36 protein-coding genes and 4 tRNA genes are annotated in these 23895 nt (G+C 33.3%); 9 read left to right on the forward strand and 31 right to left on the reverse strand.

The genetic code is table 11. The features are described from left to right. Positions 1-26 precede the first annotated feature (26 nt). The 24 genes from secY to rsmA all read right to left on the reverse strand — a co-directional run bounded on the left by secY (position 27) and on the right by rsmA (position 13547). Positions 27-1292, reverse strand: a complete 1266-nt coding sequence (secY, locus tag FBE87_RS08550; RefSeq protein WP_002874310.1) for a preprotein translocase subunit SecY — start codon at positions 1290-1292, stop codon at positions 27-29. After that, positions 1292-1684, reverse strand: coding sequence for a 50S ribosomal protein L15 (rplO, locus tag FBE87_RS08555; protein ID WP_002851292.1), 393 nt, complete (start codon positions 1682-1684; stop codon positions 1292-1294). Before rplO ends, secY begins: the two co-directional genes overlap by 1 nt. Positions 1685-1688: 4 nt before the next feature. Next, positions 1689-2132: a 30S ribosomal protein S5 gene (rpsE, locus tag FBE87_RS08560; protein WP_002779428.1), complete on the reverse strand. Its 444-nt coding sequence runs from the start codon at positions 2130-2132 to the stop codon at positions 1689-1691. A gap of 11 nt (positions 2133-2143) precedes the next feature. Further along, positions 2144-2500 (reverse strand): 50S ribosomal protein L18, encoded by a 357-nt coding sequence (gene rplR, locus FBE87_RS08565; protein ID WP_002785535.1) that lies wholly within the window; start codon positions 2498-2500, stop codon positions 2144-2146. A gap of 9 nt (positions 2501-2509) precedes the next feature. Further along, positions 2510-3046, reverse strand: coding sequence for a 50S ribosomal protein L6 (gene rplF, locus FBE87_RS08570; RefSeq protein WP_002851302.1), 537 nt, complete (start codon positions 3044-3046; stop codon positions 2510-2512). A gap of 78 nt (positions 3047-3124) precedes the next feature. Further along, positions 3125-3520 carry a 30S ribosomal protein S8 gene (gene rpsH, locus FBE87_RS08575; RefSeq protein ID WP_002851353.1) on the reverse strand — a complete coding sequence of 132 codons (396 nt, stop codon included), beginning with the start codon at positions 3518-3520 and terminating at the stop codon, positions 3125-3127. A 9-nt stretch (positions 3521-3529) separates the two neighbouring features. After that, positions 3530-3715, reverse strand: coding sequence for a type Z 30S ribosomal protein S14 (locus FBE87_RS08580; RefSeq protein ID WP_002851478.1), 186 nt, complete (start codon positions 3713-3715; stop codon positions 3530-3532). 1 nt (position 3716) lies between these two features. Beyond that, positions 3717-4262: a 50S ribosomal protein L5 gene (rplE, locus tag FBE87_RS08585; RefSeq protein WP_002851453.1), complete on the reverse strand. Its 546-nt coding sequence runs from the start codon at positions 4260-4262 to the stop codon at positions 3717-3719. 3 nt (positions 4263-4265) lie between these two features. Continuing rightward, entirely contained in the window at positions 4266-4499 is a 234-nt protein-coding gene (gene rplX / locus FBE87_RS08590) for a 50S ribosomal protein L24 (protein WP_002779437.1), read from the reverse strand. Then, a complete protein-coding gene (rplN, locus tag FBE87_RS08595) occupies positions 4499-4867 on the reverse strand; it encodes a 50S ribosomal protein L14 (protein WP_002779438.1) in 369 nt (122 codons plus the stop codon). The genes rplX and rplN overlap by 1 nt, the downstream gene beginning before the upstream one ends. Further along, positions 4867-5118, reverse strand: coding sequence for a 30S ribosomal protein S17 (rpsQ, locus tag FBE87_RS08600; RefSeq protein ID WP_002851549.1), 252 nt, complete (start codon positions 5116-5118; stop codon positions 4867-4869). The genes rplN and rpsQ overlap by 1 nt, the downstream gene beginning before the upstream one ends. A 9-nt stretch (positions 5119-5127) precedes the next feature. Further along, complete coding sequence (gene rpmC, locus FBE87_RS08605; RefSeq protein WP_002851566.1) at positions 5128-5313, reverse strand: 50S ribosomal protein L29; 186 nt, start codon at positions 5311-5313, stop codon at positions 5128-5130. After that, positions 5300-5725: a 50S ribosomal protein L16 gene (gene rplP / locus FBE87_RS08610; protein ID WP_002779441.1), complete on the reverse strand. Its 426-nt coding sequence runs from the start codon at positions 5723-5725 to the stop codon at positions 5300-5302. The genes rpmC and rplP overlap by 14 nt, the downstream gene beginning before the upstream one ends. A 2-nt stretch (positions 5726-5727) precedes the next feature. Further along, the gene (rpsC, locus tag FBE87_RS08615) at positions 5728-6429 is read right to left on the reverse strand and encodes a 30S ribosomal protein S3 (RefSeq protein ID WP_002851138.1); all 702 of its coding nucleotides are present in this window, start codon (positions 6427-6429) and stop codon (positions 5728-5730) included. Then, positions 6429-6872: a 50S ribosomal protein L22 gene (gene rplV / locus FBE87_RS08620; protein ID WP_002855723.1), complete on the reverse strand. Its 444-nt coding sequence runs from the start codon at positions 6870-6872 to the stop codon at positions 6429-6431. Before rplV ends, rpsC begins: the two co-directional genes overlap by 1 nt. Before the next feature lie 10 nt (positions 6873-6882). After that, positions 6883-7164 carry a 30S ribosomal protein S19 gene (rpsS, locus tag FBE87_RS08625; protein ID WP_002851509.1) on the reverse strand — a complete coding sequence of 94 codons (282 nt, stop codon included), beginning with the start codon at positions 7162-7164 and terminating at the stop codon, positions 6883-6885. 1 nt (position 7165) lies between these two features. Beyond that, entirely contained in the window at positions 7166-7996 is an 831-nt protein-coding gene (gene rplB / locus FBE87_RS08630) for a 50S ribosomal protein L2 (RefSeq protein ID WP_002825501.1), read from the reverse strand. A 1-nt stretch (position 7997) separates the two neighbouring features. Then, positions 7998-8279 carry a 50S ribosomal protein L23 gene (locus FBE87_RS08635; RefSeq protein WP_002851441.1) on the reverse strand — a complete coding sequence of 94 codons (282 nt, stop codon included), beginning with the start codon at positions 8277-8279 and terminating at the stop codon, positions 7998-8000. Between the two features lie 2 nt (positions 8280-8281). Next, positions 8282-8896 carry a 50S ribosomal protein L4 gene (rplD, locus tag FBE87_RS08640; RefSeq protein ID WP_002851146.1) on the reverse strand — a complete coding sequence of 205 codons (615 nt, stop codon included), beginning with the start codon at positions 8894-8896 and terminating at the stop codon, positions 8282-8284. Further along, complete coding sequence (gene rplC / locus FBE87_RS08645) at positions 8893-9468, reverse strand: 50S ribosomal protein L3 (protein ID WP_002864792.1); 576 nt, start codon at positions 9466-9468, stop codon at positions 8893-8895. Before rplC ends, rplD begins: the two co-directional genes overlap by 4 nt. A gap of 9 nt (positions 9469-9477) precedes the next feature. Beyond that, a complete protein-coding gene (gene rpsJ, locus FBE87_RS08650) occupies positions 9478-9789 on the reverse strand; it encodes a 30S ribosomal protein S10 (protein WP_002779353.1) in 312 nt (103 codons plus the stop codon). 197 nt (positions 9790-9986) lie between these two features. Further along, positions 9987-10748 carry a pseudouridine synthase gene (locus tag FBE87_RS08655; protein WP_002853086.1) on the reverse strand — a complete coding sequence of 254 codons (762 nt, stop codon included), beginning with the start codon at positions 10746-10748 and terminating at the stop codon, positions 9987-9989. Between the two features lie 35 nt (positions 10749-10783). Further along, entirely contained in the window at positions 10784-12778 is a 1995-nt protein-coding gene (locus FBE87_RS08660) for a ribonuclease J (protein ID WP_002864793.1), read from the reverse strand. Beyond that, entirely contained in the window at positions 12747-13547 is an 801-nt protein-coding gene (rsmA, locus tag FBE87_RS08665) for a 16S rRNA (adenine(1518)-N(6)/adenine(1519)-N(6))-dimethyltransferase RsmA (RefSeq protein WP_002853083.1), read from the reverse strand. Before rsmA ends, FBE87_RS08660 begins: the two co-directional genes overlap by 32 nt. Positions 13548-13627: 80 nt before the next feature. On the opposite strand from rsmA, the gene FBE87_RS08670 reads away from it, so the two are divergent. The 3 genes from FBE87_RS08670 to FBE87_RS08680 are packed head-to-tail and all read left to right on the forward strand — an operon-like array spanning position 13628 to position 15352. Then, on the forward strand, positions 13628-14164 hold the full coding sequence (locus FBE87_RS08670; RefSeq protein ID WP_002853142.1) for a purine-nucleoside phosphorylase: 537 nt from the start codon (positions 13628-13630) through the stop codon (positions 14162-14164). A gap of 22 nt (positions 14165-14186) precedes the next feature. Continuing rightward, positions 14187-15257, forward strand: a complete 1071-nt coding sequence (gene rlmN, locus FBE87_RS08675) for a 23S rRNA (adenine(2503)-C(2))-methyltransferase RlmN (RefSeq protein ID WP_100621864.1) — start codon at positions 14187-14189, stop codon at positions 15255-15257. Then, the gene (locus FBE87_RS08680; RefSeq protein WP_002860136.1) at positions 15254-15352 is read left to right on the forward strand and encodes a hypothetical protein; all 99 of its coding nucleotides are present in this window, start codon (positions 15254-15256) and stop codon (positions 15350-15352) included. The genes rlmN and FBE87_RS08680 overlap by 4 nt, the downstream gene beginning before the upstream one ends. Before the next feature lie 13 nt (positions 15353-15365). On the opposite strand, the gene FBE87_RS08685 is transcribed toward FBE87_RS08680, so the two are convergent. After that, a tRNA-Met gene (locus FBE87_RS08685) sits at positions 15366-15442 on the reverse strand. 135 nt (positions 15443-15577) lie between these two features. Here FBE87_RS08685 and FBE87_RS08690 point away from each other — a divergent pair. The 4 genes from FBE87_RS08690 (at position 15578) to FBE87_RS08705 (ending at position 16424) form a co-directional block, all read left to right on the forward strand. Further along, positions 15578-15665, forward strand: a tRNA-Ser gene (locus FBE87_RS08690). Positions 15666-15711: 46 nt separating this feature from the next. Beyond that, a tRNA-Ala gene (locus FBE87_RS08695) sits at positions 15712-15787 on the forward strand. Between the two features lie 3 nt (positions 15788-15790). Then, a tRNA-Val gene (locus FBE87_RS08700) sits at positions 15791-15866 on the forward strand. A 27-nt stretch (positions 15867-15893) separates the two neighbouring features. Then, complete coding sequence (locus FBE87_RS08705; RefSeq protein WP_002853140.1) at positions 15894-16424, forward strand: GNAT family N-acetyltransferase; 531 nt, start codon at positions 15894-15896, stop codon at positions 16422-16424. Here the strand turns inward: FBE87_RS08705 and leuD are convergent. The 4 genes from leuD to leuA are packed head-to-tail and all read right to left on the reverse strand — an operon-like array spanning position 16404 to position 21015. Then, positions 16404-17006, reverse strand: a complete 603-nt coding sequence (leuD, locus tag FBE87_RS08710) for a 3-isopropylmalate dehydratase small subunit (protein WP_002853150.1) — start codon at positions 17004-17006, stop codon at positions 16404-16406. The two genes, FBE87_RS08705 and leuD, sit on opposite strands and share 21 nt — an antisense overlap. Position 17007: 1 nt before the next feature. Further along, entirely contained in the window at positions 17008-18420 is a 1413-nt protein-coding gene (gene leuC / locus FBE87_RS08715) for a 3-isopropylmalate dehydratase large subunit (protein WP_168977248.1), read from the reverse strand. Then, entirely contained in the window at positions 18407-19483 is a 1077-nt protein-coding gene (gene leuB, locus FBE87_RS08720; protein ID WP_002858793.1) for a 3-isopropylmalate dehydrogenase, read from the reverse strand. Before leuB ends, leuC begins: the two co-directional genes overlap by 14 nt. Continuing rightward, entirely contained in the window at positions 19480-21015 is a 1536-nt protein-coding gene (gene leuA / locus FBE87_RS08725; protein WP_002853134.1) for a 2-isopropylmalate synthase, read from the reverse strand. The genes leuB and leuA overlap by 4 nt, the downstream gene beginning before the upstream one ends. Before the next feature lie 319 nt (positions 21016-21334). Between leuA and FBE87_RS08730 the strand changes: the two genes are divergently transcribed. After that, positions 21335-21964: a hypothetical protein gene (locus tag FBE87_RS08730; protein ID WP_002853105.1), complete on the forward strand. Its 630-nt coding sequence runs from the start codon at positions 21335-21337 to the stop codon at positions 21962-21964. Between the two features lie 35 nt (positions 21965-21999). Here FBE87_RS08730 and FBE87_RS08735 read toward each other — a convergent pair whose 3' ends face one another. Together FBE87_RS08735 and queF are read right to left on the reverse strand one after the other, a co-directional pair. Then, complete coding sequence (locus tag FBE87_RS08735) at positions 22000-22644, reverse strand: outer membrane beta-barrel protein (RefSeq protein WP_002859716.1); 645 nt, start codon at positions 22642-22644, stop codon at positions 22000-22002. Between the two features lie 137 nt (positions 22645-22781). After that, on the reverse strand, positions 22782-23165 hold the full coding sequence (gene queF, locus FBE87_RS08740; RefSeq protein WP_002834281.1) for a preQ(1) synthase: 384 nt from the start codon (positions 23163-23165) through the stop codon (positions 22782-22784). Between the two features lie 160 nt (positions 23166-23325). Between queF and FBE87_RS08745 the strand changes: the two genes are divergently transcribed. Continuing rightward, on the forward strand, positions 23326-23895 hold the full coding sequence (locus FBE87_RS08745) for an NAD(P)/FAD-dependent oxidoreductase (protein WP_168977249.1): 570 nt from the start codon (positions 23326-23328) through the stop codon (positions 23893-23895).

Consider the following 23895-nt stretch of genomic DNA (forward strand, 5'->3'; position numbering starts at 1 on the left):
AAGAAAAATCTTGCTAATTTTATTTATTACAAACCTACCGCACTTAAAGTTTGGTATTTACTCATATAAATTTGAGCTTCAATTTTTCTCATCGTATCAAGTGCTACTTGAACTACAATAAGTACAGAAGTGCCGCCAAAATGAAAAGGCACACCCATAAATTTCACCAAAACCCAAGGTAAGGTTGCAACAAGCCCTAAATAAATAGAACCTGATAAAGTTAAACGAGAAGCCACTTCGTTAAGATAACTTGAAGTTCCTTCACCTGGACGAATTCCAGGGATAAAACCGCCTTGTTTTTTCAAATTTTCTGCTATGTCTTTAGCGTTAAATACGATAGAAGCATAAAAATAAGCAAAGAAAATTACAAACAAGAAAGTTAGAACATGAAACAAATAACCATTTGGATTTAAAAAGTCATTAATGGCTTGTAGATAAGGATTTGTACTAGTTTGTAAAATTGTTGTTGGAAACATCAAAATCGCACTAGCAAAAATCGGTGGAATAACCCCACTAAGATTGAGTTTAATAGGAATATAATTCATAATGCGTTTGTTTTGATTTTGCATTACAACTTTACGAGAATAAGAAATAGGAATTCTTCTTTCTCCAAGTTCTATATAAATAATCACCCCTATGGTGATTAAAATCAAAGCAAAAATTGCAAAAGCGGTTAAGAAATTCATCTCGCCTGAATTGATTTGTCCTACAGTTCCTGAAATCGCTCTTGGAATACCTGAAACAATACCTGCAAAAATGATTAAAGAAATACCATTTCCTATACCTCTTTGTGTGATTTGTTCGCCAAGCCACATTAAAAGCATAGTTCCAGCAAGCATAGAAATAGCACAAAGTGCGATAAACATATTTAAATCTTCTATCATTATAGCCCCTGCACCACCACGACCGTGCAAGCTTTGCAAACCTATAGCAACGCCTATACTTTGAACCAAAGTAATCACAATAGTCGCATAACGGATAATTTGCATATATTTTTGCATACTATCACGCTCTTTTTTCATCTTACCAATATTTGGAAAAGTTGCTGCAAGAAGCTCCATAATAATAGAAGCAGTAATATAAGGCATAATACCTAAAGAAATGATAGAAAAGCGTTCAGCCGCTCCACCACTAAAAACATTAAATAAACCCAAAGCATTGTTTTGATTGTTATTAAAAAATTCCGCAATCACATCAGCATTGACGCCAGGAACTGGCACATAAGCCAGAACCCTATAAGCAAATAAAAATGCTAAGGTGATTAAAATCTTATTCGTCAATGCTCTATTCATTATTTTGATCCGGTGACGCTAATATTCTCGTCTTTGATTTTTGATACTAAGTCTTTTGCACTTGCACCAATTAATTTGATTTTATTCACAGATTTTGAAATTTTGTGAACACTTTTAATGCTCTCAAATGTAATTTCACTAAGCTCTTTTACAGCTGTGATTTTTTCAACATTGATCACATAAGGTTTTTGAATTTTAGAAGTAAAACCTACTTTTGGTAGTCTTCTTTGAAGTGGTTGTTGACCCCCTTCAAAACCTCTTTTTTCATTATAACCTTTTCTAGCAGTTTGACCTTTACCCCCTTTAGTAGCAGTCTTACCCATGCCAGAACCTTGACCACGGCCAATTCTTTTAGTTTTATGCGTTGAACCCGCTGCTTTTGTTAAATTCATCTTCTTATCCTTTTAACATTGTTAAAGCTTTGATTGTAGCACGAACCACATTAGCTGAATTATTTGAACCCAAAGACTTGGTTAAGATGTCTTTAATACCTGCAAGTTCCACGATAGGGCGTGTAGAACCACCTGCAATAACTCCTGTACCTTCACTAGCTGGTTTAAGTAAAATTCTACTTGCGTTATATTTTACCTCTACATCGTGAGCGATAGTTGAGCCTTTAGTTTTAACTTCAACGATATTTTTAAACGCATCGTCAACAGCTTTACGGATGGCATCTGGAACTTCCTTAGCCTTACCATAACCAACACCTACTAAACCTTTGCGGTTTCCAACGATAACTAAAGCAGTAAATCTAAATCTTCTACCACCTTTAACAACCTTAGTAACTCTGCCGATATCGACGATTACTTCTTCAAATTCTTCTCTATTATATTTTTCCATCGATTTACCCCTTATAGCCTAATGCCATTTTCTCTTAAAGATTCAGCCAATGCTGCGATAACACCATGATATACATAACCATTTCTATCAAAAACAGCTTGTTCTATCTTTTTAGCTTTTAAAGTTTTAGCAAATTCAGCAGCGATTTTTTTAGCACCTTCTTTATTTGCTTTAACGCCAAGTTTGCGTCCATCAACTGCTGCTAAAGTTACAGCTTTTACATCATCAATCGCTTGGATATATAGAGTTCTGTTTGATTTAAATACAGAAATTCTTGGAAAATTTTCACAACCTGAAATTTTCGCTCTAATTCTTTTTTTTCTTTTGATTCTTAAAGTTAGTTTTCTTTTTAATACATTTGCTCTCATATTCTACCCTTACTTCTTAGATGTCTTACCAGCTTTGCGGATAATGCGTTCATCAGAATACTTAACGCCTTTTCCTTTATATGGCTCTGGTGGTCTAAATTCACGAATTTGAGCAGCAACTTGACCTACAACTTGTTTATCACTTCCTTTAACTGCAATAGTATTTTTATCCACTACAATTTCAATTCCTTCTGGAATATCATAATTAATAGGATGAGAAAAACCAAGGCTTAGTTCTAAAACTTTACCTTTTAAAGCTGCTTTATAACCAACTCCATTGATTTCAAGAGTTTTTGAAAAACCTTGAGTTAAACCTACAACGATATTGTAAGCTAAAGCTCTGTAAGTTCCCCAATAAGCTCTACTTTGTCTGTCTTCACCTTTTGGAGAAAAAAGAATATTATTATCTTTAATCTCAACATTTACATTTGCTTTAGTATCAAGTTCTTTTGCTAAATTTCCTTTTTTAAATTTAAGCAAATTTCCTTCTAATTTTACTTCTACTCCTGCTGGAATAGCAATCGGTTGTTTACCTATACGAGACATATTTTTCCTTTTTATTTGTCTAGGATATTTCTACTTTTTTAAAAGAATGGATACCCAATGCCATAAAAAGCAGATTTTTTACCAAATGGTACATAAAATTTCGCCGCCAACACCTGCTTTATAAGCTTCATCATTAGCTAAAACGCCATGACTTGTGCTAACTACGATAGTACCATAACCATTTTTAAAACGCTTGATTTCATCTTTACCTTTATAAACACGACGACCAGGCTTAGAAATTCTTTTAAGCTCATTGATAACACTCTTACCTTTTTCATCGTATTTTAAAACTACATTGATAAATTTCTTTTTATCTTCTTCAATAACATTAAAACTCTCAATATAGCCCTTAGCTTGAAAAATTCCAACTAAAGCTTCTACAACTTTAGAATGTAAAAGCTTGGTTGTTTCAAGCTTTCTCATTCCTGCATTTCTGATACGAGTGAGTGAATCTGAAATAATATCATTTATCATATTTTATCCTTACCAACTTGCTTTCTTAAGACCTGGAATCAAACCTTCATTGCCCATTTTTCTTAAGCAAACTCTGCAAATTCCAAAATCTCTATAAACCGAATGCGGACGCCCACAAATTTGGCATCTTGTATAAGCTCTAACCTTAAATTTAGGCTTGCGTGCCGCTTTTGCAATCATTGATTTTTTAGCCATCTTACTTTCCTTTTGTAAATGGCACACCGATAAGTTCTAATAACTTTTGTGCCTGTTTGTCATTTTGTGCTGTTGTAACTATAGAAATGTTCATACCATGAGTTCTTAAAATTTTATCATACTCCACTTCTGGGAACATCAACTGCTCATCAAGACCGAAGTTATAGTTTCCGCGTCCATCAAAACCATCTCTACTTAAACCTCTAAAGTCTTTCACCCTTGGCAAAGCAATAGAAATTAATTTATCAAGAAAAGCATACATATTTTCTTTTCTTAAAGTTACCATTACACCCACAGGAAAACCTTCGCGAACTTTAAATCCTGCAACTGATTTTTTAGCTTTAGTAATCACAGCCTTTTGTCCTGCAATTAAAGAAATAGTATCTGCAACATTTTGCAATACTTTTTGATCTTTAGCCAACTCACCAGCACCTACGCTGATAACTACTTTTTCGATCACAGGGATAAGCATAGGATTTTTAATATCAAATTCTTTAACCAATGCAGGTTTAATGCTTTGATTATATTTTTCTTTTAATCTCATCATCGCTTACTCCTGAACTTTTGCCACATTGGAAATATCCATTGGCATTTCTTTATTGATAAAACCACCATTTGGGTTTTTCTCACTCGGCTTAATAGCTTTTTTAGCGATTTTACATCCTTCAACTACCACTTTAAGTGTTTTTGGATATACCGCTAAAACTTTACCTGTTTTACCTTTATCATCGCCTGTGATAACCTTAACGCTATCACCTTTTTTGATTTTTAATTTAACCGCCATTATAATACCTCCGGTGCTAGTGAAACGATTTTCATAAAGCCACCATATCTAACTTCTCTGCCCACTGGCCCAAAGATACGAGTTCCGATAGGCTCTCTTTTGTTGTCAAGAATAACCGCAGCATTTTCATCAAAACGAATCAAAGAACCATTATCTCTATGAATTTCTTTTTTAGTTCTAACGATAACCGCTTTTACCACTTGACCTTTTTTAACTTTTCCATTTGGTAAAGCTTTTTTAACAGATGCAACGATTACATCACCTACGGTAGCGTATCTTCTTTTGCTACCCCCTAAAACCTTGATACACATTAATTCTTTTGCACCGCTATTATCAGCAACTGCAAGTCTTGTAAAACTTTGAATCATTACTCAACTCCTGTAGCTAATACAGATTTTAAGCGAAATGATTTTCTTTTTGAAAGTGGTCTGCATTCTACTGCAACAACAGTATCACCCACTTTAACTTCATTTCTCTCATCATGAATTAGATATTTTTTAAAGCGTTTAACAATTTTTCTATATCTTGGATGAACCACTTTTCTTTCAACCAAAACACTTGCGGTTTTTTCACCAGCGATTTTAACAACAACGCCTTGAATTTCTCTTTTAAATGCCATTTTCTATCCTTATCTTAAAGCGTTAATTGCTGTATTTATTCTAGCAATGTCTTTTTTTACTTGGCTAATCTCTTTTGGATTAGTAAGTTGCATTGTTTTTAGCTTTTGTTTTAAAGTGAATAAAAGCACCTTTTTTTCTTTTAGCATTGTTGCAAGCTCAGCTGCTGTTTTATCTTTAATCTCAGTATATTTCATTTTGGCTCTCTCTTGTAACAAACTTAGTTTTAAATGGAAGTTTATGCATAGCTAAAGTCAATGCTTCTCTTGCCATTTCTTCGCTTACTCCTGCCATTTCATAAATAATACGACCTGGCTTGATATTCATTACCCATTCTTCAACAGCACCTTTACCTTTACCCATACGAGTTTCTAAAGGTTTTTTTGTCAAAGGCTTATCTGGGAAAACTCTAATCCAAGTTTTTCCTTGTCTTTTAACAAAACGAGTTAAAGCGATACGCGCTGCTTCGATTTGGCGTGAGTTAATGCGTCCTGCTTCAGTTGCTTTTAATGCAAATTCACCAAAAGTAAATTCTGTTCCACGATTAGCATAACCTCTGTTACGCCCTTTCATCATTTTGCGATATTTAGTTCTTTTTGGCATTAACATGATTATTTACCCCTTCTTGTGCGTCTTGGCTTTTTAGCTGGAGCACTTTCTTCAGTTTTTTCAGGTTGCATACCTTTGTGCAATACTTCACCTTTAAAGATCCATACTTTAACCCCTATGTTTCCATAAGTAGTTCTAGCTTCTGCAAAACCATAATCAATTTTTGCTCTTAAAGTATGAAGTGGAACGCGTCCTTCAAGATACCATTCTGTTCTTGCCATTTCAGCACCGCCTAAACGACCAGAAACTGAAACTTTAATCCCTTTAGCACCTGCTTTTTGCGCACCTTGGATTACTTTTTTCATCGCTCTTCTAAAAGCAATTCTTTTTTCAAGTTGAGTTGCAACACTTTCAGCAGCAAGTTGAGCTGAAGCTCCTGCTTTTCTTTCTTCTTTGATATTGATATTTACATCTTTACCGATTAAATCTTGCAATTCTTTTCTTAAATTATCAACATCACTACCTTTTTTACCGATGATGATACCTGGTCTTGCAGCAACTACAGTAACGCGAAGTTTTTTAGCAGTTCTTTCTACTAAAATTTGACTGATTCCTGCGTAATAAAGTTTTCTTTTTAAGAAAGCTCTGATTTTGTAATCTTCACCGATATTTTCTACTAAATTTGCTTTAGTCGGAAACCATCTTGATTCCCAATTTCTATTGATTCCTAGTCTTAGACCAATTGGATTAACTTTTTGTCCCATTAGCTTTCCTTTTTCGCTGTTGCTTTTTTAGTGCTTGTTGTTTTTTTAGCTGGAGCTTTTGTTGTAGTAGTCTTTTTAGCTGCTGGAGCTTTTTTAGCTACTGTTTTTTTCTCTTCAGCTTTCACTTCTGCTTTTGCCACTTCTACTAAAATATGTGAAGTTGGTTTTCTAATACGACTTGCACTTCCTCTAGCTCTTGGTCTAAATCTTTTTAATACCGCAGCTGCGTCAACACGACAACTTTTTACAACCACTTCGTTTGCTTCAAAGCCACCATTTGCTACTGCACTTGAAATTGCATTTGCGATGTATTTTGCACCTTTATTTGGCATAAATTTTAAACTAGCCATAGCTAATTCTGCATTCATCCCCTGAACTTCTCTAGCAATCAATCTTGCTTTAGTTGGAGATAATCTTATGAATTTAATTAATGCTTTACTCATATCTTATCCCTTACTTACCAATTTTCTTTTGCACAGAGCCTTTATGCCCTTTGAATGTGCGTGTTGGAGCAAATTCACCAAGTTTATAACCGATGTGATTTTCAGTAATATAAACCGGAATGAAGCTTTTACCATTATGAACATTAAATGTAAGTCCTATCATATCAGGAGTAATTGTGCTTCTTCTTGACCAAGTTTTAATTGGTTTATTATCATTAGCCTTTTTAGCAGCGATGACTTTTTTCATTACATGATCATCAACAAAAGGACCTTTTTTTAGTGATCTAGCCATCTTACTTTCCTTTTCTTCTTGAAATTATTAGCTTATCGCTAGCTTTTTTACGACGAGTTTTCGCACCTTTAGTTGGTTTACCCCATGGAGTTACTGGATGACGGCCTGAATTTTTCTTACCTTCACCCCCACCGTGCGGGTGATCTACTGGGTTCATTGCAGAACCACGAGTTTGCGGGCGGATACCTCTATGGCGATTTCTACCTGCTTTACCGATAGTTACATTAGCCCATTCTTCGTTACCTACTTCGCCGATACTTGCCATACATTCAGCTAAAACTTGTCTCATTTCGCCGCTTGCAAGTCTTAAAATAACATATTTTTCTTCTTTACCCATAAGTTGTGCGTAAGCACCCGCAGAACGAATCATTTGACCGCCTTTACCTGGTTTTAACTCAACATTATGAACAATAGTACCCACAGGAATGTTTTTAAGTTTCATTGCGTTACCTGGTTTAATATCAAGTCCGCTTTCAGCAGCTGCAACGATATCACCAACGCTTAATCCACGTGGTTGAAGAATATATCTTTTTTCCCCATCTTTATAAGCAATCAAAGCAATTCTACAATTTCTGTATGGATCATACTCGATTGCTTCTACTTTGCCTTCTATACCGAATTTACGACGTTTAAAATCAATAATTCTGTAAAGTTTTTTAGCACCCGCTTCTTTATGACGACTTGTAATTCTTCCATAGCTGTTACGACCCGCGTGTGCTGGAAGTTTAACAAGTAGTGAGCGTACACTTGGTTTAGCTGTAATATCTTCAGAACTTAAACCTGTGATATATCTTCTACTTGGAGTATATGGTTTATAAGTTTTAATTGCCATCTTAAGCCTCCGTATTTTCTAAGCTAACACCTTCAGGTAGCTTAACATAGAATTTTTTGTAATTGTTTCTTTGACCTAAACGACCTCTAAAACGCTTAATTTTTCCATCCATTCTTAAGGAATTGATGCTTTTTGGAGTTACACCAAAATACTCTTTTAAAACCGCTTTTAAGCCTGTTTTAGTCATTTTTGGCGAAGTTTGAATAACTACGACACCTTGCTCTTGCAAATTCAAACTTTTTTCTGTGTAAAGTATAGTCTTTATATCAGTAATATCTGCCATAATTATCCCTCTTTTGTAATAGATTCTAACACTGATTTTTCCATAATAACAGCATTAAATACAGATACTAAATAAGCATTTACTTCAGTTACATCAACTACATAGCAATTTGCTAAATTTCTGTAAGCTAAAAGTGTTTTTTCATCTAGTAAATCTTTAACGATTAAAGCATCTTTGACGCCAAGTTTTTTAATCACAGCGTTTGCATCTTTTGTTTTACCACTTTCAATAGCCAAAGAATCAGCAGTAAATAACACACCTTTAGCTGCTTTATCTGCTAAAGCTCTTTCAAGCGCCAATCTTTTTTGTTTTTTATTTACTTTTTGGAAGTAGTTTCTTTCATTTGTTGGACCAAAAGCAACCGCACCGCCTACCCAAACGTTAGTTCTTGTTGAACCCGCTCTAGCACCGCCACGACCTTTTTGTCTCCAAGGTTTTTTACCACCACCACTTACATCACTTCTACCTTTAGTATGAGCTGTATTTGCTCTTAAACTTGCAAGGTAAGATTTTACATACAAGTAAAGATTGTGTGGATTTACTTCCGCATATTTTGAAGGTAAATCAAGTTCACCTGCTTTTTCTAATTTATCATTTAAAACAACTACTTTACTCATTTTGCAATCCTTATTTTACCCATGGCACCATTATAACCTGGTACTGCACCTTTAACTACTAAAATTTTATTTTCAGCATCATAAGATACAACTTCGTTTTTAATGGTCACTTTAGTATTTCCATAGTGTCCTGCCATTTTCATACCTGGTTGAACACGACCTGGCCATTCTCTATTACCAATAGATCCATGGCGTCTATGAAATCTCGAACCGTGACTTGCTGGACCCCCTGCGAAGTTATGTCTTTTCATAACACCGCTATAACCTCTACCTTTAGTGTTAAAGCTTACTTTTAAAATTTTTGCTTCATTTAATGGAGTTTCATCTAAATCTCCTGCTTCAGTATTTGCTACTTCTAAAGTCGCAAATCTATTGTATTCTGCAGAAAGATTGTATTTTTTTTGTTGTCCTGCGACACATTTATTACTTGCTTTACCTTTTGGATATGCTACTAAAGCCTTTCCGCCTTCAACTTCACATACTTTTGCATTTACAACTCTTAGTAAAGTTACAGCGATACTTGGATTAGTAATTGTTCTGCTCATTCCAATTTTTTCTACAATATATTCCATATCTTATCCTTACTTACCCATAGCTCTTACTTCAACGCTTACTTCTGGCGCTAAATCAAGCTTCGTTAAAGAATCAACTGTATCTGGAGTCGCTGCTACTATATCTAGCATACGCGCGTGAATTCTTATTTCAAACTGCTCACGAGAATCTTTGTTAATGTGTGGAGATTTTAAAACTGTATAGCGTTTGATTTTAGTAGGCATTGGTATCGGACCTCTAATATCCGCACCTGTTCTTTTAACAGCTTCTACGATTGCTGCAACTGTTCTGTCTAGTACTCGATGGTCATAAGCTTTTAGCTTAAGCCTAATTCTTTCCATAATATTTCCTTTAAAAAGAACTCGTTAGTTAAAAACTAACCAATTTATAAAAATTGAAATGAGAGTATATAAAATCTTGTTTTCAAAGTCAAGGAATTTGATGAAATTTTTCTATTATTTTCCTTTTAAAAAGGATAAAAATAGAATTTTTAGAATTTAAAAATTATCATTATTTTTTAAATTTTTGTATATAATGGTCAATATCTTATTTCATTAAATTTCAAAAAATCTCTTAATTTTTCATATTCGCCATTTTCTAAATAACGATGTTTTCCCGCCTTCAACATACCAAGATCTAAAGCCCCAAAAGCAACACGCTTAAGATCCATGACTTCAAGATCAAAATGTCCAAAAAAGCGTCTAAGCTCTCTATTTTTACCTTCATTTATAACCACTCTAAGCTTAGTATAGCCTCCACTTGATCCAAAAATTTCAAAGTCTATAAAAGGAGCAAAACTCATAGAGGTAATTTTAGTTTTTGCATGTGCGCCTTTTTTTTCATTTTTAATCTCAAGTCCATTTTGCATGGCTTCGATGACTTGTTTGCTCACCGTGCCTTTAACTTTAAGGTAGTATTCTCTTTCTAAATCGCTATGCATTAAAGCATCGGCAATCACAGGAGAATCTGTAAGCAAAAGTAAGCCTTCACTTGCATAATCCAGCCTACCTACGCTAAGCCAAGTACTAAATTGTCTTGGCAAGGTATCATATATAGTTTTTCTTCCACGATCGTCTTTTTTACTGACAATTTCACCTTTTTGTTTATGGTAGATTATCACGCTAAATTGCGTTCTTTTTTGTACTCTTTTACCTTTAACAAAAACTTTATCATCAAATTTAACTTCATCGCTTAAAAGGGCAATTTTGTTGTTTATTTTTACTAAGCCTTGTTTGATAAGTTCATCGGCTTCACGGCGTGAATAGCGGGTGTTATGGGATATAAATTTATTAATTCTCATTTGATCTTCCTTAAAAAGGGCGTTTTTGCCCTTTTTTACATTACAAAAATAGTTGGAACTATGGTTGGGTATTTTTTAATCTTTCTAAAGATGTGTTTTCTTAAAACTTGGCGGATTTGATTTTCTAAAAATCTTGGATCATTGAGTACTTCATCTTTAACATTGATGAAAAATTGTCCTAAAACTTCAGCCATATCTTTGCTAAAAGCATGATCGTGTTTGTCAGCTACTAGCCCATAGCTAAATACTCTTGGTTTGTTGATCAGTGTTTTTGTAGCTTTGTCAATTTGTGCGATAATAACTACTATACCACTATCTGCAAGTTTTTGGCGATCTATAACTACATCATCGGCGATTTGTTTGTTGATTTGATTATCTACAAAAACTTTACCTGTTTTTACGGTTTTTATGCGTTTGACATATTTTTGGCAAAGTTCTACTTGATCGCCATCACTCATAAGATAAATATTTCTTTCAGGGATACCGCACTTCATCGCTGTTTCTTTGTGTTTAGTGATGTGATTGTATTCTCCATGAACCGGTAAGAAAAATTTAGGTTTGGTAAGGGTTAGCATAAGTTTTTGCTCTTCTATACTAGCGTGTCCGCTTACATGAATTTCACTAAATTCTTGATACGCTACTTTAGCTCCTGCTTTTAAAAGATAGTCAAGCACCGCAGAAACACTTGCTTCATTTCCTGGTATGGCTTTAGCTGAAATAATCACTTGATCTGTAGGTTTGATTTTTATAAATTTATGCTCATCAGTTGCCATTCTATAAAGCGCACTCATGGTTTCGCCTTGACTTCCTGTAGTTACGATAAGCACTTCATTGTCTTTATATTTGCTTACTTCATCAGCATCGATGAAAATTTTTCTATCAAGTTTGATGTAGCCTAATTCCATAGTGGTATAAAGATTTCTTTCCATAGAACGACCGATCACACAAACTTTTCTACCGTATTTTAAACCATAAGTGATAGCTTGATAAACGCGGTGGATATTAGAACTAAAAGTACTCATGATCACCCTGCCTTTGGTACGTGCAAAGATTTGATCAAAAGTTGGCCCTACGGAGCTTTCACTTTTTGTATAACCTTCTTTGTACGAATTTGTACTATCGCTTAAAAGACATAAAACCCCTTCTTCTCCATAATGTGCCAAACGTCCTAAGTCTGTTGGATAGCCATCGATTGGAGTTTGATCAATTTTAAAATCACCTGTGTGGATAATCGTTCCTGCTTTTGTTTTGATCGCAAGCGCTGAAGCATCAATGATAGAATGCGTGATGTGGATCCACTCTATATCAAATTCGCCTATCTCATAAACACGGCGTTTTTCTACAGGGCGAAACCATTTGCGTTCTGCTTTTAAGCCATGTTCTTCAAATTTGTTTGAAATCATTCCTAAAGCCAAAGGTGTAGCGTAGATAGGAAATTGGAATTCTTTAAAGAAATAAGGCACTGCACCGATATGATCTTCGTGTGCATGAGTGATCACTATACCACGAATTTTATCTTTAATTTTTCTTACATAGTCAAAATCAGGGATGATAATATCTACCCCATGCATAGTTCCATCAGGAAAACTCATACCTATATCTACTATAATTGCATCTTTATTGGTTTCAAAAACACTGATATTTCCACCAATTTCTCCTAAACCTCCTAAAGGAGTGATGCGGATTTTATGCTCGCTAGAATTATTATATTTTAAAGGGTGTAAGCGGTTTTCATGTGAAATACGGTTAGCTTCTATGCATTCTGCAAGAGCGATTTGCCAATCTTCATTACCTGTGAGTTTTGAAGGAAGATTGCGATTTTTCTTCTTTTTTTTCTCAGTTTTATTTTCTGAGTTTTCAGAATTTTCCTTGTTGGAATTTTGATCAATTTTTGGAGTATCATTTTCATTTTGCAAAGAATCAGCTAATTTTTTTCTACGATTTTTATATTTATAGCGTTTATTGTTTTTTGAATTTGAGTTCGGATTTTGTTCGTTTTTATTTATCTCTTTGTTTTCGTCCATATTCATCCTTTAATTTGTCATAAATTTTAAGGTATAAATCAACGCAAATTTCATGTGGTCTGATGTTTTCTTTTAAGCCAAGAGTGCTTAAAACTTCTAAAACTTTTGCTTTATATGTTTTTAAATTTCCTAAGAGTTGTTTTCTAGGAGCTTTAAAACAATCTTTTAGAAAATTTTTGAAATTTTCTATTTCGCAAAGTTCATCAAAATCCTTAGTTTTAATCAAACTCATCACCGCTGACATAACTTTTGGTGGAGGATTAAAACATTGTGGATCAACATCAAAAAGTATTTTTCTTTCGCAAATCATTGCACTTAAAACACCTAAGGAAGAAAACTCACTATTTCCTTCTTTAGCGCAGAATTTTTCAGCCATTTCCCTTTGTGCCATTACAATAAGCCCTAGACAATTTTTATCTTCTAAAGCTTTTAATATAATGTGACTTGCAACATAATAAGGCAAATTTGCAACCAAAAAATATGGTTTTTCATCAAGACTAGGATTAAAAGCTTCGCTTGCGTCTTGATGGATCAAGTTAAATTTTCCACATTCAAGTTCTTTTTGAAATTTCTTTTTTAAAATAGGTATGAGATCATTATCGATTTCATAAGCTTTTACTTGAGAAATTTTTAAAAGTTCTTGCGTTAAATCACCTAAGCCAGGCCCAATCTCAATGATATTGTTCATCTCTTTGGGTATGGCTTGGATGATTTTTGCTAATACGCTTTTATCGATTAAAAAATTTTGTCCGTATTGTTTTTTTGCTTTAACCATAAGAAATAATTTTATCTAAAAATTCTTAATTAAGTCTTTTTAGGTAGAATTATTTTTTGTAAAATTTCATAAGGATCAAAATGATTATTTGTGCGGGTGGAAATGAAAATTTTTCTTTTGCAAAAGCTATAGGCATAGGTTTGGTTGAATCAGCTTTTCATTTGAGTCAACTTTGCTTCAAAGAAAAACCATCAAAACTTATATTTATAGGAACTTGTGGGCTTTATGATAAGGGAGAGATTTTAGAAATTTATAGAAGTTCGCACGCTTTTAATGTAGAATTTTCTAAAATTTCACATGCATTTTATACTCCTGCAAAATATGAAATTTGCTTAGAAAAAGAAAATGTTTCTCGTGAAACAATAAAAATCAATTCTTCAAATTATATTTGTCAAAATTCAAAAGCGGCAAAAGAATTTTCAAAATTAGGTTTTTTTGCAGAAAATATGGAAGCCTTTTCTGTTTTGAGCGTAGCTAAAAATTTAAATATTGATGCAGAGTGTATTTTGTGTGCAACAAATTTTTGTAATGAAAACGCTCACGAAGATTTTATAAAAAATCATCAAAAGGCAAAAGAAAACTTAGAAGAATACTTAAAAAAATATCATTATATTTAAAAATTCAAAAAGGAAAATAATTTTGAAAGAGCTTGTTAATATTTTAGATTTTTTACCTGAAGAATTAGGAGAAAAAATCAAACCGATGTTTCGCGTGAAACAAATTTATCAATGGATTTATCAAAAATATGCCAATAATTTTTCCGATATGTCAAGTTTGCCAAAAGATTTGCGTTTAGAACTTGCGCAAAATTTTCATTTTTCTCCTGTAAAATGCGTTAAAAATGAGCAAAGTAAAGATGGAAGTATAAAATATCTTTTTGAACTCGTTGATGGTTTAAGGATAGAAAGTGTGCTTTTGCCTATGAAAGAAGAAAAAATAGACGCAGAAGGCAAAAGAATTTCTCATGCGAGATATACTATCTGTGTTTCTTCTCAAGTAGGTTGTAAAAGTGGATGTAGTTTTTGTCTTACTGCCAAGGGTGGTTTGAAAAGAAATTTAAGTGCAGGTGAGATAGTCGGACAAATTTTATGGATCAAAAAACAAAACAATATCCCTTATGAACGCCGTATAAATATAGTATATATGGGTATGGGCGAGCCTTTGGATAATCTTAAAAATGTTTCTAAAGCGGTAAAAATTTTAGCACAAAATGAGGGGCTTGCCATAAGTCCCCGCCGTCAAACCATCAGCACTAGTGGTTTAGCAAAACAAATCAAAGAATTAGGTCAAATGAACTTAGGTGTTTTACTTGCTATATCATTGCACGCGGTTAATGATGAGCTTCGAACCGAACTTATGCCTATCAATAAAGCTTATAATATCGCTGCGATTATGGATGCGGTGCGTGAATTTCCTATAGATCAAAGAAAAAGAGTGATGTTTGAATATCTTTTAATTGATGGTATCAATGATAAGCTTGAACACGCTAAAGAATTAGTCAAGCTTTTAAATGGCATTAAAGCCAAAGTGAATTTAATACTCTTTAATCCACATGAAGGAAGTTTATATAAACGCCCTAGTTTAGAAAATGCGATTAAATTCCAAGATTTACTAAGTAATAAAGGTGTAACTTGTACTATAAGAGAAAGTAAAGGACTTGATATCTCAGCTGCTTGTGGACAGCTTAAAGAAAGGGCAAAAGAACAATGACGATGTTAGATATTTTCGAAATCATTTTTATAACAACTGTTGTAATTATAGGTTTTGGTGGAATTGTTTTTGTAGTAACAAAAGAAAAAAAATAATTATTACATTTAATGGTGTCAAGGGGGAGACTTGAACTCCCGACCTCCGGCTTATGAGACCAGCGCTCTAACCAGCTGAGCTACCCTGACTAAAAATAAAAATATAATTATACTACTTTTTACTAAAAATTTTCTGATTTTTAAAAAAAATAATTTTATTTTCAATATTTAAAAAATTTCTTTATTTTTAAAGCTTTTATAGATATAATGAACGCTTTATTTCATAGACAGGTGTCCGAGCGGTTGAAGGAGCACGCCTGGAACGCGTGTAAAGTGCAAGCTTTCGAGGGTTCGAATCCCTTCCTGTCTGCCATCAAATAAACTTTAAGGCAAACTAAGTTATAATACAAACTTCATTTGGGGCATTAGCTCAGCTGGGAGAGCACAACGCTGGCAGCGTTGGGGTCAGCGGTTCGAACCCGCTATGCTCCACCATATGGTTCCGTAGCTCAGCTGGTAGAGCACTACCTTGACATGGTAGTGGCCGTTGGTTCAAGTCCAATCGGAGCCACCATCACCCTTCCTTATACAAAGGATTATCATGCAAAACACTATCATACAAAAAGCCGTCAATAAAGATTTAAATTCTATACTTGAAATCACAAAAGATGCTTTAAATGCTATGAAAACTATGAATTTTCACCAATGGGATGAGAATTATCCAAATGAAATAGTTTTTCAAGAAGATATACAAGCACAAGAACTTTATGTGTTTAAAGAAAATGATGAAATTTTAGGCTTTATCTGTATCAATGAAAAATTTAAACCTGAATTTTACAAACAAGTTATTTTTAACAAAAATTATGATGATAAAGCCTTTTATCTACACCGTTTAGCTGTCAAACAAAATGCAAAAGGCAAAGGCGTGGCACAAAAACTTTTAAATTTTTGCGAAAATTTTGCCTTGGAAAATCACAAGGCAAGTTTAAGAGCAGATACTCATAGTAAAAATTTTCCTATGAATTCGCTTTTTAAAAAGCTTGATTTTAATTTTTGTGGAAACTTTGACATACCTAATTACCAAGATCCTTTTTTAGCTTATGAAAAAATTCTAAACCAAAAAGCTTTTTGAGTTTTTTTCATAGGCTTTGATTTGTGCTTCATGTTTTAAAGTTAAAGCTATATTATCAAGCCCTTCCAAAAGACAAATTCTGTGAAAATCATCTAAATCAAAAGAAAAAATCTTATCTTTAAAAAATACTCTTTTTTCCAACAAAGAAATTTCTATATTTTTATCTTGGGATTTTTTTAACTCATCAACTATTTCCAAAACCTCATCTTTAGCAAGTTCTATAGTGAGCAAACCGTTTCCTAAGGCATTGTTTTTAAAAATATCCGCAAAAGAAGGTGCGATAATAGCTCTAATACCATAATCAACCAAAGCCCAAGGCGCATGCTCTCTTGAAGAGCCACTACCAAAATTTTCAAAACTCACCAAAATAGAGCTATTTTGATATTCTTTTTTATTGAGATTAAAATCCATATTTAAAACACTTTCTTTATCATCTAAATAACGCAAATCATGGAACAAATGCTTGCCAAAACCTTGCTTAGACACTGCAAGTAAAAATTGCTTAGGTATAATTTGATCTGTGTCTATATTGGCATATTCTAAAGGACAAGCTATACCTTTGTGTATAATAAATTTTTGCATATTAAACTCCTAAATACTTTCTATTATCACAAATAACACCTTCTATGGCACAAGCTGCTGCACTTGCAGGACTCATCAAATGAGTGATAGAACCTTTACCTTGTCTGCCTACAAAGTTACGATTTGAAGTTGAAGCAACTCTTTGACCTGAATTTGCTTTGTCATCATTCATACCAAGACACATAGAACACCCTGCATATCTCCACTCACACCCTGCCTCGATAAAAATCTTATCAAGTCCTAAATTTTCAGCTTCTTTTCTTACTTGCATTGAACCAGGCACGATTAAAGCTTTAACATTTTTATGAATTTTGCGCCCTTTTAAGATATCAGCAGCTATTTTAAGATCTTCTAAACGCCCATTTGTGCAAGATCCTATAAATACAATGTCGATTTTTACCCCTTCTATAACTTGATCTTGCTCTAAATTTACATAATATAAAGCATCAAGCAAAGATTTTTGCTCGCTTTGATTTTTAAAATCACTTATTTTTGGAATTTTTTCATCTATGCCAATCACTTGCGAAGGATTTGTTCCATAGCTAATTTGTGGTTTTATCTTGCTTACATCTAGAGTAATACTCGCATCATATTTTGCTCCTTCATCACTTCTTAAACTCTTCCAATACTCACAATACTTTTGAAATTCTTCTCCTTTAGGTGCAAATTCCTTTCCCTTAATATACTCAAAAGTGATCTCATCAGGAGCTATCATACCTACTTTCGCTCCAAATTCTATAGCCATATTACAAAGAGTCATTCTAGCTTCCATGCTTAGATTTCTTATAAGTTCTCCGCAAAATTCTATAGCATAGCCTGTGCCTTTTGCTGTGCCGTATTGTGCGATCAAATACAAAATCAAATCCTTAGTATAAACGCCTTTTTGAAACTGCCCTTTACATTCGATTTTCATAGTTTTAAGTTTGGCTTGTTTTAAAGTTTGCGTTGCCATGACATGCTCTACTTCACTCGTGCCTATACCAAAGGCTAAAGCTCCAAAAGCCCCATGTGTTGCCGTATGAGAATCCCCGCAAACTAAAGTAATCCCAGGTAAAGTAAAGCCAAGCTCAGGACCTACTATATGAACTATGCCTTGATTTTTATCTCCAAGTCCTAAAAGCCTTACTCCAAATTCCTTAGTATTTTGCATCAAAGTTGTAATTTGCTCTTTTGCCATATCAGAACAAGCATTTAAATCCATACTTTTAGTTGAAACATCATGATCTATAGTAGCCAAAGTTAAATCCGCTCTTGCCATTCTACGCTTAGCCATTTTAAGCCCTGAAAATGCTTGAGGGCTTGTTACTTCATGGATTAAATGTCTATCGATATAAAGTATAGGAAGTTCGTTTTTGCCTTCATAAACCACATGAGAATCAAAGACTTTTTCATATAAAGTTTTAGCCATTGTCATTCTCCTTTAAAATTTCTAAAATACAATCCCCCATTTCATCGGTATTTAAATACGACTTAGCATTTAAATCCTTAGTCATTTTTCCTTGTGCCAATGCCAAAGATATAGCATTTTCTATATCCTGTGCGGCTTGTTCTTCTTTGAAACTATACTTTAACATCAAAGCCGCACTTAAAATTTGAGCTATGGGATTGGCTATATTTAAATGAGCTATATCAGGCGCACTTCCACCTGCTGGCTCATAAAGTCCAAAACCTTTATCATTCAAACTTGCTGAACTTAACAAACCCAAAGATCCATTAATGGCAGCTAACTCATCACTCAAAATATCACCAAAAAGATTTGAACAAAGCATAACATCAAAAATGCTAGGATTTTTTACAATCTGCATCGCAGCATTATCCACATACATGTACTCTAAGTTTATATCTTGATAATCTTTTGCAACATTTGCCACCACTTCTCGCCACAAAATAGAACTTGCTAAAACATTCGCCTTGTCGATTAAATGGACTTTTTTCTTTCTTATTCTTGCACTTTCAAAAGCGATACGAGCTATCCTTTCTATCTCTTTTTTAGTGTAAATTTCAGTATCATACGCACTTTCTTTACCTAAATCCTGCTTACCAAAATAAATCCCACCTGTAAGCTCTCTAACACATAAAATATCCACTCCTTTTTGGATAATCTCATTTTTTAAAGGTGAAGCATGGGTTAAACTTTCATAAATTTTACAAGGACGCAAATTTGCAAACAAATTAAAATGCTTTCTTAAAGGCAAAAGCGAGGCTCTTTCAGGTCTTTGATCTATGGGCAAATTATCCCATTTAGGCCCACCCACAGAACCAAATAAAATCGCATCACTTTGCTCACAAAGCTTTAAAGTTTCATCACTTAAAGCCACTCCATAAGCATCTATACTTGCACCGCCTATTTTAGCTTCATTAAATTCAAAACTAAAATTGTATTTTTGTGCGATAAAAGTTAAAATTTTTAAAGCCTCTTTCATCACCAAAGGCCCTATGCCATCTCCTGCTAAAACAGCTACTTTATAAGTTTTCATGCCATTTTCCTTTCTTCTACTTTTAAAGAGCGATAAATCGCATTGTAAGCACTCACAAAAGCTTGTGCTGAAGCTTCTATCACATCTGTTGAAAGTCCTTTTCCATGGAATTTTCTCCCTTTAAATTCCAAATCTACATCCACTTGCCCTTGAGCATCTACTCCTGAACTTTTTGCATTGATACTATAAGCTTTTAGCGCAGGCTTTAAATTCGTTATCCTAGCAATGCAGTTAAAAACTGCTTCAACAGGACCATTTCCTGTGCAAGCTTCAGTTTTTAGCTCTTCTTTGATACGCATACAAACACAAGCAGTTGGGATATTTCCACTGATCACACTTAATTTTTCAAGCACAAATTCATTTTCTTCTTCACTCTCATAACTTAAAAACATCAAAGCTTCTAAATCATAATCATATACTTGACCCTTTTTATCCGCAAGGCGTAAAAAACGCTCATAAACATCATCTAAATTATAAGTATTTTCATCATAGCCTAAATTTTCAAGGCAAGTTTTTATCATAGCCCTTCCACTTCTTGCTGTCATTAACATACGATTTTCATGAATTCCTATGGCACTAGGGCTTATGATCTCGTAAGTTTGCCTATTTTTAAGCACTCCATCTTGATGAATGCCTGAACTATGAGAAAACGCATTGCTACCCACTATAGCTTTATGTGAAGGTATGCTTTCATTAGTGATAGCTGAAACCAATTTTGAAGTTTTAAAGATATTTTCACATTTAATATCAGTATAAAAACCTTTTAAATAATCTTTTCTAGTTTTTATCGCCATAACCACTTCTTCTAAAGCACAATTGCCCGCCCTTTCGCCAAGTCCATTTATAGTGCACTCTATCTGTCTTGCACCTTGTAAAATAGCACTTAAACTATTGCCCGTTGCCATACCTAAGTCATTGTGACAATGCACAGAAATGATAGCTTTGTCTATATTTGGCACTTTGTTAAATAAAATTTTGATGATATTAGCAAATTCGCTTGGCAGAGTATAGCCTACGGTATCTGGGATATTTATAGTTTTAGCACCTGCTTTTATCGCATTTTCCACCATAAAACAAAGATTATCTATAGGCGTTCTTCCTGCATCTTCGCATGAAAATTCTACATCATCAGTATAAGATCTTGCTCTTATAATCGCTCTTTTTGCCATAGACAAAATTTCATCAAAATCTTTTTTTAATTTATCTTGCATATGCAAAGTCGAAGTGGCTATAAAAGTATGAATTCTAAAATGCTTTGCCACTTTTAAAGCTTCATAAGCCATATCTATATCTTTATCCAATGCTCTAGAAAGTGCACAAATAGTTGAGTTTTTAACCTTAGAAGCGATCTTTTGCACCGCTTTAAAATCCCCTTGTGAAGATACCGGAAAACCTGCTTCTATAACATCTACGCCTAAATTTTCAAGCGCTAAAGCGATTTGTAATTTTTGATTGATACCCAAAGAACTGCCTAAAGCTTGTTCTCCATCTCGCAAAGTGGTATCAAAGATTATGATTTTATTATCTTTCATGATTTAATCCTTTAAAACCAAACAGACTGAATGAATTAAAAATTCAAAAACTTAACAACAACAATAAAAAATTAAAAATGTAAAAAATGATTAAAAATAAAATTGAGTTTTAGAGTGAAAGTTGCAGTAGCAGATTAAAAGTATTGTCTTTACTTTTTTGTTGAACTGAATTTGAAATTTCAAAAATTTGTTTCATCTTTTCCTCCTTTGTTAAAATTAATACTTAATGTATCATATTTTTAGTAAATGTGTTTGTAAAATTCTTAAATTAAGAAAATTATTGATATAATTGTAATTTTAAGTAACAAAAAGGAAGTTGATGTTAAAAGAACTCTTAGAGATTAAAAAAGAAATGGAACCTGTTATCCACGAAGCCAATGTGAAATTAAATGTCCTAGCTCGTGAAGTCATAGTCCGAAAAAAAGAATACGAAATTTATGGGCCTATGGTAGATCGTGTTTATCTTGATAATGCCATTTATGTTAAAGTTATGTCAAGTGGACGCGATGTAAAAACAGACAATGTGACTATAAAAAATGGTTTTTATATGGTTTTTGTTGCCCCTGAAAAAGAAAGTACAAAAGATATCAAAAATAAACTCAAAGTAGCTTATGAAGGACTTGATAACAAATTTATCGCTACACTTATACGATCTTGCCAACGCTTTAAAGAGATCATAAACAAAACCCAAGCTACACTTGCTAAAGCTTCTAAAATGAATGTGGTAGTAAAAACGAATTTAGGTGAAGCAAGTGCTGCTCTAAAATTTAACATCACTATAGAATATACTAAAGAGAATCAAAAACTCACTCGTGAAAATTCAAAATCAGCAGGAAGTTTCAGAGATACTAAAACTTATATCAATCTTGTAGTAGAAAAAAATACAGATTCTCAAATTTGTGAAAAACTACTTGATGATGTTGAAAAATACTTTATCGGTGGAGGTTGATTTCATTAATGCAAGTTATAAAAACTTGCATTAGATTAAAATTTATAATTATATCCTAAATATACACCATAATTTGTTTGTTTAGGATCGTAAAAGTTTGAACCCACTTTATTTTGATAAAAATTTCTAGAATTATAATGAATTTGCTCTGCTTTAAAGCCTAATTCTATTTCATTATGTGGTGTCAAATCATATAAAGCACCTATTTTCGCTCCATAAAAATAACCGTCAAAATTTTGCGACAAAGATAAAAAGCTTGTTTTTAAGGTAAGATCTGTTCTTGCATATCCTCCATACACACCTAAAACAGCTCTGGTTTTTTCAAAAAGCTTAGGAGTAAAATCATAACCTGTTAAAAATTTATGTGTAGCAAAATCACCTTCGATTTGAATTTTAGGAGTTTTGATAAAATCACTAAATTCATCAGAATAATTATAACCAGCATAAATTCTATGATTTTCATTTAAACGATATCCAAGTTTTAGACCAAACGATGGTATATTACCTGAAATATCTCCATTAAAATTTTGCTTTGTATTCTTATGTTTTAACTCACTTTTTACTTGAGCATGCATCCAAGCTGCATCAGCACCTATAAAAAAACCAGAATTCTCATCTGCTAAAGCCAAATTTGAAAACAAAGTAGCACTTGCGATAATGCTTAATAATTTTTTATTCATAACCTAACTCCTTATAATAAAATTCGATCTAAAAAATTTAGATCTTTTTATATTATATATTCTTCAAAGATTAAATAAGAATTTTTTATAAAATACTTAATCTTTACATAAAAATATGTTAATATTTTACTTAAATATTATTTTGGCACTACCATATCGCTACGACATTCTATCACCGTATGCACATTTCCACGCGGGTTAAAATCCCCCACAACTTTAATCCATTTTGGCTTGAGTTTGTCTTTTAGAGTATTATAAATTTCATTGATACTTGCTTCATGTGAAACATTTCTATACATAAAAGTATTGATATAAAGTTTTATCGCTTTAAGCTCAACCACAAATTTATCAGGCATATACTCAAGATAAATCGTCGCAAAATCAGGATAACCCGAACGCGGACAACAACACATAAATTCAGGTAAGGTGATTTTTATAATATAATCATTCTTCGCATCATTAGGCCAAATTTCCATATTTTCTACATCAAATTCTTTAATTTCTTTTTCACCATAACGCATGAGCTTTCCTTATTGAAAAATTTTTAGAAAATTATATAAAAAATTACTTTTAGAGCAATTGAAAAATAAACATTTTTAACAAATTGTATAAAAAAGATCGATATTAGATTAAATAAAGCTTTTTATACTAGAATAAGACAAATTTTTAAAAAGGAAAAAAATGAGAAAATCAATTGCAATTATAGGCGGTAGCATCGCAGGACTTAGCGCGGCTTTATTTTTCGCTTCAGCTAAAAATGAAGAACTTGACTTTGATATCACTGTTTTTGATGAGGGTAAAGCAGATTTAAAAGCAGCAGCAATTTACAATGTTCCTTTTTTCCCAAAAGGTGCAAAAGCAGATGAAATTTACACTCATATAAAAGCACAAATTGCTTCTATGCTCGAAGTAAAATACATCGATTCAAAAGTAGTAAGCATAAGCGGAGAAAAAGGAGATTTTACTGTTAATGATGAGCAAGGCTTGGGTATAAAAGCAGATTATATCATCGTAGCAACAGGGGCAAACAAAAGCGATATCAAAGAACTTGAAGATTTTGTAATACCGCATGAGCTTATGCCAAAACCAAACAAATTTTGTTTCAAACATCACGGGAGACAGATTATCAAAGAAGGAATTTACGCAGCAGGACTTGCTTCAGGTGTTACGACTATGGTAGCTTGCGCGATTTTAAGCGATATCAAAGGTGCAGTAAGCGTATATCACGATACCCCTACTACAAGAGTTTAA

The organism is Campylobacter sp. CFSAN093246, from assembly GCF_012889415.1.
In the GTDB taxonomy this organism is placed as follows: domain Bacteria; phylum Campylobacterota; class Campylobacteria; order Campylobacterales; family Campylobacteraceae; genus Campylobacter_D; species Campylobacter_D jejuni.

What these genes read in the sequence shown, in the direction of transcription:
- secY (WP_002874310.1), bottom strand. Translation starts at nt 1,292, where the DNA reads ATGAATAGAGCATTGACGAATAAGATTTTAATCACCTTAGCATTTTTA.
- rplO (WP_002851292.1), bottom strand. Translation starts at nt 1,684, where the DNA reads ATGAATTTAACAAAAGCAGCGGGTTCAACGCATAAAACTAAAAGAATT.
- rpsE (WP_002779428.1), bottom strand. Translation starts at nt 2,132, where the DNA reads ATGGAAAAATATAATAGAGAAGAATTTGAAGAAGTAATCGTCGATATC.
- rplR (WP_002785535.1), bottom strand. Translation starts at nt 2,500, where the DNA reads ATGAGAGCAAATGTATTAAAAAGAAAACTAACTTTAAGAATCAAAAGA.
- rplF (WP_002851302.1), bottom strand. Translation starts at nt 3,046, where the DNA reads ATGTCTCGTATAGGTAAACAACCGATTGCTATTCCAGCAGGAGTAGAA.
- rpsH (WP_002851353.1), bottom strand. Translation starts at nt 3,520, where the DNA reads ATGATAAATGATATTATTTCAGATTCACTCACTCGTATCAGAAATGCA.
- FBE87_RS08580 (WP_002851478.1), bottom strand. Translation starts at nt 3,715, where the DNA reads ATGGCTAAAAAATCAATGATTGCAAAAGCGGCACGCAAGCCTAAATTT.
- rplE (WP_002851453.1), bottom strand. Translation starts at nt 4,262, where the DNA reads ATGATGAGATTAAAAGAAAAATATAATCAAAGCATTAAACCTGCATTG.
- rplX (WP_002779437.1), bottom strand. Translation starts at nt 4,499, where the DNA reads ATGGCGGTTAAATTAAAAATCAAAAAAGGTGATAGCGTTAAGGTTATC.
- rplN (WP_002779438.1), bottom strand. Translation starts at nt 4,867, where the DNA reads ATGATTCAAAGTTTTACAAGACTTGCAGTTGCTGATAATAGCGGTGCA.
- rpsQ (WP_002851549.1), bottom strand. Translation starts at nt 5,118, where the DNA reads ATGGCATTTAAAAGAGAAATTCAAGGCGTTGTTGTTAAAATCGCTGGT.
- rpmC (WP_002851566.1), bottom strand. Translation starts at nt 5,313, where the DNA reads ATGAAATATACTGAGATTAAAGATAAAACAGCAGCTGAGCTTGCAACA.
- rplP (WP_002779441.1), bottom strand. Translation starts at nt 5,725, where the DNA reads ATGTTAATGCCAAAAAGAACTAAATATCGCAAAATGATGAAAGGGCGT.
- rpsC (WP_002851138.1), bottom strand. Translation starts at nt 6,429, where the DNA reads ATGGGACAAAAAGTTAATCCAATTGGTCTAAGACTAGGAATCAATAGA.
- rplV (WP_002855723.1), bottom strand. Translation starts at nt 6,872, where the DNA reads ATGAGTAAAGCATTAATTAAATTCATAAGATTATCTCCAACTAAAGCA.
- rpsS (WP_002851509.1), bottom strand. Translation starts at nt 7,164, where the DNA reads ATGGCTAGATCACTAAAAAAAGGTCCTTTTGTTGATGATCATGTAATG.
- rplB (WP_002825501.1), bottom strand. Translation starts at nt 7,996, where the DNA reads ATGGCAATTAAAACTTATAAACCATATACTCCAAGTAGAAGATATATC.
- FBE87_RS08635 (WP_002851441.1), bottom strand. Translation starts at nt 8,279, where the DNA reads ATGGCAGATATTACTGATATAAAGACTATACTTTACACAGAAAAAAGT.
- rplD (WP_002851146.1), bottom strand. Translation starts at nt 8,896, where the DNA reads ATGAGTAAAGTAGTTGTTTTAAATGATAAATTAGAAAAAGCAGGTGAA.
- rplC (WP_002864792.1), bottom strand. Translation starts at nt 9,468, where the DNA reads ATGGAATATATTGTAGAAAAAATTGGAATGAGCAGAACAATTACTAAT.
- rpsJ (WP_002779353.1), bottom strand. Translation starts at nt 9,789, where the DNA reads ATGGAAAGAATTAGGCTTAAGCTAAAAGCTTATGACCATCGAGTACTA.
- FBE87_RS08655 (WP_002853086.1), bottom strand. Translation starts at nt 10,748, where the DNA reads ATGAGAATTAATAAATTTATATCCCATAACACCCGCTATTCACGCCGT.
- FBE87_RS08660 (WP_002864793.1), bottom strand. Translation starts at nt 12,778, where the DNA reads ATGAATATGGACGAAAACAAAGAGATAAATAAAAACGAACAAAATCCG.
- rsmA (WP_002853083.1), bottom strand. Translation starts at nt 13,547, where the DNA reads ATGGTTAAAGCAAAAAAACAATACGGACAAAATTTTTTAATCGATAAA.
- FBE87_RS08670 (WP_002853142.1), top strand. Translation starts at nt 13,628, where the DNA reads ATGATTATTTGTGCGGGTGGAAATGAAAATTTTTCTTTTGCAAAAGCT.
- FBE87_RS08680 (WP_002860136.1), top strand. Translation starts at nt 15,254, where the DNA reads ATGACGATGTTAGATATTTTCGAAATCATTTTTATAACAACTGTTGTA.
- FBE87_RS08705 (WP_002853140.1), top strand. Translation starts at nt 15,894, where the DNA reads ATGCAAAACACTATCATACAAAAAGCCGTCAATAAAGATTTAAATTCT.
- leuD (WP_002853150.1), bottom strand. Translation starts at nt 17,006, where the DNA reads ATGCAAAAATTTATTATACACAAAGGTATAGCTTGTCCTTTAGAATAT.
- leuC (WP_168977248.1), bottom strand. Translation starts at nt 18,420, where the DNA reads ATGACAATGGCTAAAACTTTATATGAAAAAGTCTTTGATTCTCATGTG.
- leuB (WP_002858793.1), bottom strand. Translation starts at nt 19,483, where the DNA reads ATGAAAACTTATAAAGTAGCTGTTTTAGCAGGAGATGGCATAGGGCCT.
- leuA (WP_002853134.1), bottom strand. Translation starts at nt 21,015, where the DNA reads ATGAAAGATAATAAAATCATAATCTTTGATACCACTTTGCGAGATGGA.
- FBE87_RS08730 (WP_002853105.1), top strand. Translation starts at nt 21,335, where the DNA reads ATGTTAAAAGAACTCTTAGAGATTAAAAAAGAAATGGAACCTGTTATC.
- FBE87_RS08735 (WP_002859716.1), bottom strand. Translation starts at nt 22,644, where the DNA reads ATGAATAAAAAATTATTAAGCATTATCGCAAGTGCTACTTTGTTTTCA.
- queF (WP_002834281.1), bottom strand. Translation starts at nt 23,165, where the DNA reads ATGCGTTATGGTGAAAAAGAAATTAAAGAATTTGATGTAGAAAATATG.
- FBE87_RS08745 (WP_168977249.1), top strand. Translation starts at nt 23,326, where the DNA reads ATGAGAAAATCAATTGCAATTATAGGCGGTAGCATCGCAGGACTTAGC.